This window comes from Balnearium lithotrophicum, from assembly GCF_900182585.1.
In the GTDB taxonomy this organism is placed as follows: domain Bacteria; phylum Aquificota; class Aquificia; order Desulfurobacteriales; family Desulfurobacteriaceae; genus Balnearium; species Balnearium lithotrophicum.
Genome location: NZ_FXTM01000004.1, coordinates 20,401 through 33,031, shown reverse-complemented (window position 1 = coordinate 33,031; position 12,631 = coordinate 20,401). Strand labels below are relative to the sequence as shown.

At 33.0% G+C, this 12,631-nt stretch carries 8 protein-coding genes and 1 pseudogene; all 9 read right to left on the bottom strand.

What is annotated here, in order from left to right; translation table 11 throughout:
• Positions 1 to 12 precede the first annotated feature (12 nt).
• Positions 13 to 1,245, bottom strand: coding sequence for a nickel/cobalt transporter (locus FN732_RS02015; RefSeq protein WP_185954212.1), 1,233 nt, complete (start codon positions 1,243 to 1,245; stop codon positions 13 to 15).
• Positions 1,220 to 3,925, bottom strand: coding sequence for a tetratricopeptide repeat protein (locus FN732_RS02010; protein WP_185954211.1), 2,706 nt, complete (start codon positions 3,923 to 3,925; stop codon positions 1,220 to 1,222). Before FN732_RS02010 ends, FN732_RS02015 begins: the two co-directional genes overlap by 26 nt.
• Before the next feature lie 38 nt (positions 3,926 to 3,963).
• Positions 3,964 to 5,004, bottom strand: a complete 1,041-nt coding sequence (locus FN732_RS02005) for a hypothetical protein (RefSeq protein ID WP_142934112.1) — start codon at positions 5,002 to 5,004, stop codon at positions 3,964 to 3,966.
• The gene (locus FN732_RS02000; protein ID WP_185954210.1) at positions 4,976 to 6,439 is read right to left on the bottom strand and encodes a polysaccharide deacetylase family protein; all 1,464 of its coding nucleotides are present in this window, start codon (positions 6,437 to 6,439) and stop codon (positions 4,976 to 4,978) included. Before FN732_RS02000 ends, FN732_RS02005 begins: the two co-directional genes overlap by 29 nt.
• 134 nt (positions 6,440 to 6,573) lie before the next feature.
• Positions 6,574 to 7,677 (bottom strand): endo alpha-1,4 polygalactosaminidase, encoded by a 1,104-nt coding sequence (locus tag FN732_RS01995; RefSeq protein WP_185954209.1) that lies wholly within the window; start codon positions 7,675 to 7,677, stop codon positions 6,574 to 6,576.
• Positions 7,667 to 9,043, bottom strand: a pseudogene (gene pelG / locus FN732_RS09670) (exopolysaccharide Pel transporter PelG). The gene FN732_RS01995 and the pseudogene pelG overlap by 11 nt, the downstream one beginning before the upstream one ends.
• Positions 9,019 to 10,533 carry a GT4 family glycosyltransferase PelF gene (gene pelF / locus FN732_RS01980; protein WP_142934103.1) on the bottom strand — a complete coding sequence of 505 codons (1,515 nt, stop codon included), beginning with the start codon at positions 10,531 to 10,533 and terminating at the stop codon, positions 9,019 to 9,021. Before pelF ends, pelG begins: the two are co-directional and overlap by 25 nt.
• On the bottom strand, positions 10,533 to 10,886 hold the full coding sequence (locus FN732_RS01975; RefSeq protein ID WP_142934100.1) for a tetratricopeptide repeat protein: 354 nt from the start codon (positions 10,884 to 10,886) through the stop codon (positions 10,533 to 10,535). The genes pelF and FN732_RS01975 overlap by 1 nt, the downstream gene beginning before the upstream one ends.
• A gap of 479 nt (positions 10,887 to 11,365) precedes the next feature.
• On the bottom strand, positions 11,366 to 12,622 hold the full coding sequence (locus tag FN732_RS01970; protein WP_142934098.1) for a PelD GGDEF domain-containing protein: 1,257 nt from the start codon (positions 12,620 to 12,622) through the stop codon (positions 11,366 to 11,368).
• Between the last annotated feature and the right edge of the window lie 9 nt (positions 12,623 to 12,631).

Genomic DNA, 12,631 nt, shown 5'->3' with positions numbered 1-12,631 from the left:
TCTGTAATTTGACTAAGTAAGTTTAACAACTGATTGAACTATAAAGGCAATTCCAACAAAGATTACAACTAAGGGAGATAAGAGAAATGCCCATTTTCCAAACCTATTGAATGCACCTTCGAGAAACTTAAAACCTAAAAGGGTAAGTGATGAAATCAAGAAGAGGGTTAGAGCAATTCCTAAGCTGAAGAATACGATTACCAACAAACCCAAAAGGACCTTTTTGAGGGCAATAGATACCAAAAGGATAACTATTGCAGATGGACAGGGAACAATCCCACCTGTAATTCCAGAAATCAGAAGGTCTTTGTAGGAAGGTGAAAAACTATGATAATGATGATGGTGGTGATGGCTAAAAAGGGCCTTACTGTTTCTGACGGTCATCCAATAGCCAACGAGAACTATTGCTACTCCTGATAGAAGCTGAATAAAGTTGTAGTACTTTTTCATATTTAGGTAAGGTTCTAAAAAGAAAATTAGAAGTCCAAAAACTAAAACGCTAAAAACGTGAGTAATGGCAGTAATAATTGATAGAACAAAAGCATCCTTTAATCTTGCTTTGCTTCCAACGAGAAATGCGGAAATTAGGGTTTTACCATGGCCTGGACTTAGAGCGTGAACCATTCCCAGAAAGAGGGCAACGAAGAAAAATAGAACTTCAAAATTCTGAGATTTCAAATTTCCTATTAGTTTTTTCTGCGGATATTCCCAGAAAGTCCTGCTACGTAAGGGAAAAGAAGATTTAGAAGGACTGAGTTGAGCGTAGAGCTCCCATGGATGCTTCCCCAAATGAGCTGTTGGATTCAAAGAAGCATCTATGAGAAATTCTATTCTATCTTTGGGACCTTTTTTTAAAAAATTGTTATCGGAGAAGAAATAGTTTCCTGCTCCATCCAATACTACGGAGAAAGAAGCTGTTACACCGTATATCCAGCCTAACGGATTGGGTTTTATATCCGATGCAACAATCCTATATTTAAGCTGTTGGCCATCCTTCAGAATAACAATATTCTTAAACAATGTATCCTTGAGCTTATTGAGTAAGAGGTTGAGTTCATCAATGCTTAGTTTTCCATCTCCATTAACGTCTGGCTTTAGAATCAAAATTCCAGAATCTGTTGTAAGTTTTATTCTTAATAGAACCTGTTTATTAAAGGATTCAAAGTAGCAAGTTTCATAAACTTGCCCAAAAGTATGGGAACAGGCTGAGGAGAAGAAACTAATAGAAACGCTTATAATTAACAATAATTTGGTAAAGATGCTCATTTATTTTCCCCGCATTGTGGGAGCTCTGAAGTTCTAATCGTAGCATATCCCCATGAAAAAGCTCGCCCCCTACTCCTCCCGAAATATTGAATCCCCAACCATACTTAGAATTGTGAAGAATTGAACCACTTAAAAAAGGTTTCCAATCCCTCGTAAAAGAACTTACTCTACCATAGCCGATGTTACCTTCCAGCCCAAGAGTTGTTGAATCCTCAGGAACAGGGCTTCCTACATGTGCCATTATATTTCCTATGTTACCGAGCTTTCCCGTTGCTCTATACTTTCCAAGTACGAAATAGGGTCTAATTGAAATATCAGGATAACCAGACTTCAAGGTATATGTAAATCCAAGGGAAGCTTCCCTCCCATAACCAACTGTACTACCACTCTGGGATTTATACTTCTTATAGTTCAGTCCTAAGTCCAAGCCATACCTCGTTCTCGAAAGGGAGAGTGTTGTTGTAAACTTATCCTCCATTCCACCCAGGTAGAGATATACCGTATCGGAGCTCTCTTTATTAAAATCTCCTGAGAAGGATAGACTTAACTCATTAATAACGTGTGACTGAAGAGAAAAACCAAAATTTGTAAATGTTCTATCCTTTCTATAGTTTAGAAAGTGAAATTCGTAACTTCCCAAAGAGAATAACTTTTCCACCTTTAATCCCAAGAAATTAGTTTTGAAAGATTTTAGTAAAGTACTTTTATCTTTATTAATAGGACTGCTATCACCTACGTAAGTCCAAAGGTTTATTCCTTTTTCAACCAGCGAATTTTTGTTAACAAAATCCACTTTAAATTCTCTGTATCCACTTCTTGAAAGGATTTTGGGGGATATTGAAACGTAACTTGAGTATGAGTTAACGAGCTGAACGAATTTGTGGTAAAGCTTAACGTTAAATCTATTATTTTCTAAACTACTAAACGCCTTACTTATCGCTTCTTTTGTTCTACCAATTTCCTCTTCAGCAGTTACCAAATCCTCAACGGATAAGAGACCAGAATACTTTTTAATTGTTCTTTCTATTTGGTACATATCAAACTGGTCAAGAGCTATGCTCAATTTCATCCAAGGAGAAAGTTCATACCTCTTTCTATTCCATAGGAACATAACTTTTGTTTTTTCATCCATATTTAGCAGATAACTTAAGTATAACTCTCTGTATTCTTTCTCTGTCAAAAAAGAAGATGCTTCTTGTAATAAACGTTCATACTTTCCAGGTGGATAGAAGTATGAAGCTAAGTAGAGAAAATCGTAAATGAAATCCCTCTTCTTTAAAAGAGATGGATTTTTCTTAAGTTTTTCCTCCAATTTTTTGAAAACGAAATATCTTAGTCTCTTTGCTTCCTCTTTTTTTCCTGAAAGAGAAAGAACTTCAGCATAGAGTAGTGGATTTTTCTCCCTTCCTCCCTCTAAGAGTTTTAAAGCCATCTGGGAATTTCTTAGCTTTAGGTAAGCTAAGGCAAAAGGAACTGGTATCCTACTTTTGTACCTCTGATATTTCCTTACTAATTCCTTTAAACCTTTAAAGTCGTTCAAGTCTGATTTCATATAGATTAAGTATGTAATAACTGAAGGAGAGGGAGAATTTTTTAATCTATCCTCTATTAACCTGTTAACCAAAGAATATTTTCCCATTTTAGATAAAACCTTTAGATAACTAACAAAAAGATAATCGTTCCTCAATAGTTTCTTTCTATCATTTTCTTTAAGTTTAGAGATTATCTTTAAAAACTCCTCATAGTTCTTCTTTTGAAGCAGATAATCCAGAATTGTAGGTATTACTTCTAGCGAATCAAACTCCCTGTAAAACTTCAGCCCTAAAGGAACCATTCTCTGAGGGCAACAAAATTTATAAATGAAAATAAGTCTGTAGAAATCTTCCCATCTACCCTGGTTTAACTTTATGAGAGTTTCTGCAGCTTTCCTAACAGAGGAAAAATCATTGAGCATCCATCCCAAATCTGAGAGATTCTGAAGAAGCTTGACAGCATACTTATCCTTAAGATTGAGATGTTTGAATCCCTCATTAAGAATAAGGAGAGATTTCTTAAATTTTTTCATTGAATAGTATATTGAGGCTTTTAATAGATAAGCTCTCATATTTCCAGGATTTAAAATGAGAACTCTGTTAATATCCTTTAGAGCTCCCTTCCAATCCCCAATCATTAACCTTATGTCTGCAGCCATAAGAAGATACTTCTGTTTACCCTTCTCCTCCAAGAAGGAAAGCAACGAACCAATGTCTCCAACTCCTCCATAGATGGAAATAACAAGATTATCGGGAACGTTCTTTACGTAGGGTAACAGGGACTTAGCCAAATCAAATCTGTTTGTTTCTATTGCTAAATGAAAAAGTTCTTCTGCAATTTTCCTATCCTTAGAAAGTTCAAACGCTTTTTTAAGATACGGAAGAGCCTCTGATGCTCTATTTGTCCAAACAAGAATCTTTCCTAACCATTTGTACCAGTAAGAGTTGTTGGGATTAATAGCTATTCCTTTCCTAACTACCTTCTCTGCAAGGGATAAATCACGGGAACTTAGTGCTGCATTTAAAAGTAGTTTCAGTATATCCTCTAATTCTCTTATATTTTTATAATTAATTTCACACGATTCCGACCTATTTGAATGTTCAGAAGAAGCAATTACAACTTCCACAGGTAATACGAGTAAAATTAGTAAGATTACAAATTTCTTTAGCATTTTTCTACCTTGGAAAAGATTTCACGGGATAACCAATCTACAAAGGAAGAATCTCCAGTAGCTAATGCGGACTTCAAAAGAAATTTTATAAATTCAGGAGTATTTGCTAACTGTAGTCCATATCTTCTTATTAAAACCTTAACCTTCTTATAATCTGAATTCCAAAGTGCATGCTCTATTGCTAATTTTAACACCTCCTGCTTCATTCTTAAGTTCTCATTTCTTTCAAGAACTTGCTTAACAAATCTGTCGAATTTTCTAGTATTTTTCGTTTTAAAATAAAGAAAAACCAAAGTTTTCCAATACTTTCTCATCAAAGTAGGACTATCCTCTAAACAAGCTATAGCTAAACTGTAATTCTTCTTGGAGAAGGCAATTTGATAAGCTACAACTTTGTATCTATCTGGCAGTTTTTTAATAGAAATCTCCTTAAGAATACTGTAAGCTAAATCAATTTTCCCAATTTCAACTGCCTTTATAAAAGCTTTTATTTTCCAATTACTGTTAAACATTGAAAGTAATAGGGCTATTTTCAATGACTCTTCAGGAAAGTACATTTTTTCTGAAAATTTATAGAGATACAAGAGCTTTTGAGGATTATCTTTATATCTTTGAAGTGCTAAAATAATTAAGTCTTCTATTCTTTTTCTTATTAAAGACTTCCTCTCCTGACTTTTACAAGAAAAAAACAGAGTTTCATACAATTTAAAAGATAAAAATAAAGCTCTATCTTTTAAATTATCCGGTATAAGGTCGAAGTTTACCGTATTCATTTCCTTCAAAGCTCTATCTAACTCACCCTTTTTTGTAAGTTCTATAGCTAATTTTAAATGTATTAGCGGGTCATCACTGACTTTTTCCAGAGCTTGAAGATAGGATATTAACAAATCAGTATTTATATTTTCCTCCTCTAAAATCTTTTCTTTGAGATTCCATGGGAAAAGAACAACAGATAGAAAAACTACTATAACTACAAAAACAAAAAGCTCTAAATTAGATACTATATCACTTAGAGCAAATGACTTTGAGTTCAATACCCTTTTCTCCTAATAATCTGTATAGAGTTTTTTTCCTTTTCTCAATACGCCCTTTAAGCAATTTTATTCTACAACTGCTTTCTAAATTAGCATAAGTTGGTTTTTGGTATGATTGGAGCTCCAAATCTAAAAGAATAAAATTACCTTTCTTCTTTTCTATCCACTTCTTTACTCTTCCATTTGAACTAATAAGTCGAAATTTGGGTTTTTTATTAGAAAACAATAACTTATAGCTACCACTTCCTGATAGATGAATATAGTAATAATTATTTATCTTCCTATAACCTATTACTCCAACACTCCTTAAAACATCAGGATATCCCCAGGAAATGGGTACTCTTAGTGTCCTACAAAATCCCTGATTTTTTACTGTAAAGCCTTCCTTCCTATTGCCATAGATAACTGTATTTCGAGCATCCAAAACAATCTGTGAATATTGGGAAGGAAAGAGAGGAATAACCTCTTGAGATAGAGCGTACTTGTAAACTTTTTTTAAAGCATTAAGAGATGATAATTTCTGACAGGAATAAAAGTGATAATAAATATCTATTGGTTTCAGTCGTCTCGGCTTATCTGTAAGTTTGAACGTTTGAATAACTCTAATAAATCCCCAATAGGGACCGTGCCAATCGTTGGTGTAGTACATTTCATTCGATATTGGAGCATAAACCTGATAAAAGTTCCCAAAATTAACTCCAGATGGAGCGACACATGATAAGAAAGGTTCTGAATAATTTATAGTTGTATCTCCTCCATTCATGTTATAAACCTTTGCCTTATAAGTAAGTTCAACAGCATTCCTGTCAGGGTCACAATTTCCTGACCAGAATAAATCCATTGTTCTTTTTTTACCATCTGGAGATAGATATCTGTTAATAAAATTAACAGAACCAAAAATTTCTCTTTTAACATTAAATACATATCCCTTTATAGGAAGATTGTGAGCAGCTGGTAGTCCTTTTGAATTCTTTCCTACAATTCTCCAATCAAAAGGATGAGAGAACGTATGGGACGCCATTTCAACGTTTGGAAGAGCGAAAATTTCTTTGGCTATTTTCATAAGTTTCTTCGATTCATTCGGATAGAGTCCCCAAGGAGCAATCTCCCCCTCTATTACACTTACTCCATGAGGAATCTTGAATTTTGTAAGAATTTCTTCTTTTAAAATTTCCCCTAAGTGTTTTTTTGGGTTAAAGTCAGCAACTCCAAAAAAGGCATCCCCATCTATATGAGCAATTAAAATCCTATTACCATTCTCCGTAGTAATATCTGGAGCTGGGAATGAAGGATTAAACACTTCTCTAAATAGTTTAAATGGGTCATAACTCCACAGTTCCTTATCTTCATCCAAAAAGGCATTATCCAGTGAATATCCACCCCATTTGGTTATAGCAAAAGGAACGTGAACAAGTTTAGGAGAGAATATCTCCACTACAAGCGGTTTTAGTATACTATCTCCATAGTTAATTAGAAAAGATGGAGGTTTTAAAGTTAAAGGTTTCTCAAATCCGAACTTTACAAACTTTTTTATCTTAGGAAAGGTTAAAGGAACATTAGTAACAACGTTTAATCCAAACTCTTTAAATAGTTTTTTTTTAGAGGAAGATTATTAAAAAAGAAAATTTTCAACCCATTCTTCTTTGCTTTTATTAGCCAACTGTCAAGCTTTAATAAGTTTTTTTTACTAACTTGTGTTACTATTACTCCTAAGTAACCCTCAGATTTATAGGGAGGAGGTAGTTTTTCTCTGTTTATATCGTAAATTTCCGGTTTAAATCCTAAGTATTCCACGGGTAATTGCAGAAGTCTATTAGCGGCACTAACCTGTCTTATTTTAGAAAAAGTAAATGTTGAATCGTAGATAAGGATTACTTTCCGCGGTATCTCTATACCACAGGAATATCCAATAACACATAGATTTCTATTTGAAATGTATGGAATAAAACCTAACTTCCTTATATTTATTAAATCTTTCCAAATTAAGTCAATTCTATAGGAAGGAATATAGTCTATAACAATAACAGGAATGCCATTCCTCTTAATATAGCTAAGTTTATTTATTAAATAATTTACTTCATCCTTAGAATTTTCCTCAATATTTCCCTCAGAATCAATATTGTAAAATAATTCTTCCACCACAAATCCATCTATATAGGACTTAACATTATCAAAAATATTGAAAGCTCTGTTAACAAGTATGAGAGAATCAGGATACTTTTTCCTAAGGGTTTTTATAAATTTTACTTCGGCACGTTCGTAACCTTTCCATTCATCTCTTGGAAGAACTGCTTGATAAGAATCTATCGTATCAAGGAAAAATCCATCAAATGCCTTGTTACGAATAATACTTGCTTTTTTCAAAAGTTTGTTAAAACAAGTATCCTTTCTTAAGTCAATAATATAGGAGTTCCACTCTTTATTTTTGCCAAGTATACAGTTCTTAAAAAAACTTTTTTCTGACTTTTCTACCTCTCCTATACTTAAATAACCTATTAATTTCGGTTTCCTTTTCATCCAAAATTGTTCTCTTATTTCCTTTAGAACACAGTTTGCGTTACTATCCAAAACTATCCAATCAAATCTATTGAGCTGTTCATTAGTTATGGGTCTATTTGAGTAATAAAAAAGAACGGAATTAGGATATTCAGCACATACAGCATTACTTATCAAAAAGAACAAAAGTTCTATAATGAATATCACGGAGAAACCCCCTTAATATATAAATTCCCAACAAACTAGAGATTAAAAGAGAGTAAACAAAGCCGTAACCATAATAGTAAGGTCCCAGATTTATTGTCAGATAGGTTAGAGTCAAATTCAGAAACGCAAAAGAGAAAGTTACTAAAAAAACTTCTTTTCTTCTATCAAAGTATTCTAAGATAGCTACTATAACCATAAATATCAATTGAATGTATGTCCCTAACAAAAGGATATTTAAGACAATGGAATAAATACTGGGAAATTTTAACAGTTTAAACAGGTAACCTTCAGCAAAGAGAAAGAATATTGTAAATATTATTTGTATTCTCATAGTATCAAAAATAGTTTCCCTCCCAGTAGAGATAAGTTGATTGGCCAACTTATAGAGCTCCGATAAACTTCCCCAGTTTCTCACAGCACTGTAATAGTCATTATAAGCAACGGAAAAGTCAATTTCCAACTCTAGGAAAAATACAGCAATTCCTACTACTATGGCCAAATAAGCAAATATAACAGGTGTATCCTAAATGTAGGAGGCTCTTATATTGCCAAAAACTTTCATTCCTGTAAGAGGATGAAACCAAAATATTATCTTGTCTATCCATATCCCTAGATTGTAGAAGAAACCTATAAAAGCCAAAGAATAAAAACTTCTCTTAGGTTTAAGAAAGTCAAACTCAATAAGTTTCGTTGAAAAATACTCCTTTGTTATCAAAAAAAGTAGTAAAGCTAAGAGAAGGGATTGACTAAAGTAAAATGCTGTCATTAAGTACAAGATACCCTTTTTGGAAAAAACCAACATTAGTATACCTAACGTTAAGTATGACAAAACATAGGAAAATAGAACATATTTAAATTTCTTAATACCAATAAGTAAGGAATTTAGAATCCACACAGAGGATAACACAGAAATGGTAAAAATAAAAATTAATTTATAATAGATTGAAAATCCGGAAAATAAATAGTTGGAAATAAAAATCCCAAAAAATAGAGAAACCAAATTAGATAACAATAAGCTTCCCATGAGATTAGGGAATACTCTCTCTTCCTCCATTTCAAATAACCTATCAGCTATATATCTAGTAAATAAAAGCTGAAAGAAACCAGAAAGTATTAAGCTTATAGCTATACAATAAGTTATGTAAGTGTCAAATTCCACAATAACTTGTGGATTTGATGATATTTTTTGAGAAATAATTGAAAATAAAAAGAGGAAAATAACTGCTATAATCCAGTTTCCTGAACTTAACGCTGCAGAGTAAGAAGTAGCAATAATAACTGAGAGTAAACTCTTCTTCTTCAAAAACCTCTTTAATTCAAAGGATATTCCTGCCATTCCGTACCCATTAGTGAAGAGTAAAGCCGTTTATAGTTAAGTAAAAATTTATCAAAACTGTAATAGTACTCCACTCTCTTTCTTCCTACTCTACTGCAATTTGTCCAAAAAGCCCTATCTGTTAGAAGTCTTTCGTAAGCTCTTGCAGTTTCAAAAGGACTGGCAACAGGAACAACAATACCAGCCTTTCCTAACTTAACATCTTCTTCATCTAAACCACCATAAATTAGCTGCCTACACGCCCCTACATCTGTAGCTACGAACGGAATACCTCCAGCCAACGACTCGAGAACTACGAGAGGCATTCCTTCACTAATAGACGTTAGCGTAGAAACTCCAACTTCTTTCAATACATCTACAACGTTTTGAAACCCAAGGAACTCTAAATTTCCCTCCAATCCTAAAATCTCTACCAAGTTTAAGCACTCCTGGTAATACTCAGGGTCTTCATCTGTAGGTCCTACAACCCAACCTTTCACATCAATTTTAGTATTCAACAGTTTTACTGCTTTTATAAAGGTCTTTACATCCTTTATTGGAACTACCCTTCCAATTAAAGCCACTACGGGTTTTGGCGAAGCCATTTTTAAAACAACATTAAACTTTTCTATTTTAATGCCATTTGGGATTACTTCTGTTTTTTCAGATGGAGCTCCAAGAGATATCTGAACTTTTCTCGCATCCTCGTACAACGAAGTAATTTTATCTGCACAACCATAGGAAATCTTGCCTAAGTTGATAAAAAAGTTAATCCAAAGAACTTTCAAGGGGTCGATACCAAAGGGATTTGTAGAAAAAATATCCTTACTCCTGAATATATCACTGTTCAGGATATCTATCTTTCTTTCCTTAACATATATGCCATGCTCTGTTAATAAGAATGGAACATTCAATTCCTTCTTCAGTAGGGAAGACATGAATCCTGCGTATCCTGTAGACGGAGAATGAATAAGTCTTAGACTTTTTTTTCTCCTTACAAAGTCTTCAGCTATAGAAGCTACTTTCCACAGAGGTAAAAAGAGATTCCTTACGGTCCAGAAAAACTCTATGAAGGGAAGTTCTAAATTATTTTCCAAATAAATATCTTCAAGAAAATACCAAGTTTTTCTTCCATATAAGAACTTTTCCAAAGTTACTTTTTCAGTATAAAACTGAAGAGTTTTTAACTCTTCAGGTATGTTTTTTTTCACAGATAGAAAATGTTTTAATTTATATACCTCATCACTTCCCTGCAGTTCCTTAGATTTAGGCAAATTTGCTTCTTCAAAAAGATAGTTTATATCCAAAAAAACTAAATTCTCCGGAAGGTCATAACGAATTCCTTCGTAATCGTCTTCACTCGAACCAATAAAGATTACACCAAAGTTTATATCTGGATTTCCCAGTATCAGTTGAGAAATCCAATCTGCTACCCCTCCCCGGACCATGGGATAAGTTCCTTCATTAATAAATAAAATGTCAATTTTTTTGTTCCTATCAAGCACTACCATTAAAGCCACACCCTTAGCATAGAGTTTGTCTTTAAATCAGAAGCTAAAGGTCTATAAGAGACTTCCCTTCTAAGCTTTAAAATTTCATCCCTTCTTCCCAATTTAAAGAGGCACTCAATCATGTACGGCAAAATTCTCTCTGAGGGAAATCCAAAATCCAAACTCTGTTGGTAGTAAAAAAGAGCTTTGTTAAAGCTTTGATTTCTATGATATATCCTACCTAACAAAAAAAGGGAGCGTTCATCGTAGGGAAAGTACCTTAAGTGATTTTCTAAATAGAGTTTGGCCTTTTCTAAGTAAATTTTTTCTAATTCCTCATCAACTATTGAAGAATAAACGAGTTCCCAGTACAATTTCCCTAAGTTATAAAAGAAACGGGGGTCACTATTAACTTTAACAAGATAATTTTTAATATGTTCCAAAATTTCCTTTTCTTTTTTTTCCAAATAGGTAAAGGTAAGTAACCGAAATTCATCATTCTTACTTTTAAGAAATTTTTTTAATATCTTTAAATACGAAGCTTTCCCTATATTTATTAGATAATAAATAAACCTTTCATCTGGATTCAGTACAGCAGCTTCACCTAAAGAACGCTTGAAGTACTTAGGAACTCTGAAATCACTAAATTCTAAGTGCTTATATTTAGGATTTGGTTTTTGAAATTTAAGAAAAATTGGATGAAGAAGGAGAATGAAAATGCCAAAGGGTCCTAACAATAAAAATTCAAATAAATATAGAGGAAATAGCCTATCCTGTTTAAATCTTGTCGGAAGAAATATCCAGTTAAACAAAATAAGGGAAACAAAGATTATCAATAACTCATTTAAACCATTCATTTCTCTCTATTCGAAATAAAATATTTTATTTTTTCATACATTGACTTTAAGTCGGAATCGACATTGAAAATTTCAAGAATTAAAACTTCCTTTTCAAAAATCTTTCTAATCCTATTAGAAAATGATTTTGCTCCTGCTCTTCCGGTTAAAGGCAATAGAATTGCTACATAGTTATTTTCAATTCGACAAGGGACATCGAGAGTTCTCAAATTTTCCTTTAGCTTTTCATAAATTTCATCTGAATAATTAGAAAGTAATTTCATAAGAACAACAGTAGACTGTGTCCCAAACTTCTTGTAAAGGTTGTACGCTTTTTTGTATTCTTTCATAAAGTCAAAGGAGCAGATTTTTACTTCCTCTTCTCTTAGTTCTCTTCCGTAGAAAAGGTCCTCAATTATGTAGGAAAAAATAACGTATATATAGTGAATTATCTCCTCAGACAGATTACTGAAGTCAATATCCTGAATGGAAAGGAGATACTTTCTATCACCAATAGTTTCTACAAGAGCTACTACTGAAGTTCCAATTTTGTCCTCTGCATCCTTCGGAGTCAGAATAAAATTCTCCTCTTCACTCAAAGCTTTTTCAATGAGTGGATCCTCCAACGAAAAATCGGAGGCATTTCCAAGTTTATAGGTACTTAGCAATCGATTGTCCTTTGAAAGCTCATAGACTGCAGCTCTAAAAACTTGAAAGTTCTGGGATAACAGAGACAGAAAAAATCTAATTAACTTTTCTTCCGTAGCAGAGCTCTTTAAGAGATTCTCCTTTAAATCCTCCAAAATTCTTCTAATACTTAAAGGCCTAGATATATAAATGTTTTCAAGTTGGTCATGGGATAGCTTTAGTAAATACAAATTTTTTCTTAACGTATCCACCTGTTCACTGTAGTAAATTTTAACAGCTTCAGCTTCCTCAATTTTTCTATTCCAGTAGAATCGAAATTCTCCACCAATAATGACAATAATGAGATACCAGAGTATAACACTTAATGGATAGGTACTGTACAAAAATAGAGCGGATAATGATAGAAGAATTAGAAAGAAAATACCTATAGTAAATCCGTAATATAGAGTAAAAACTATTAGAATTAATAAAACAGGAGAAATTACAGAATTTAAAAAAAGGATATCATTTGGATTGAAGAAGTAGCCAACTACAAAAAGGAATGCAACAAAAATTAAAACCTCTATAATTACTATACTTAAAATCTTTTCTGTAATTATTTCCTTCTCAAGAAACTTAAACTTCATAGAAAATTT

What these genes read in the sequence shown, in the direction of transcription:
- FN732_RS01970 (WP_142934098.1), bottom strand. Translation starts at nt 12,622, where the DNA reads ATGAAGTTTAAGTTTCTTGAGAAGGAAATAATTACAGAAAAGATTTTA.
- pelF (WP_142934103.1), bottom strand. Translation starts at nt 10,533, where the DNA reads ATGGTAGTGCTTGATAGGAACAAAAAAATTGACATTTTATTTATTAAT.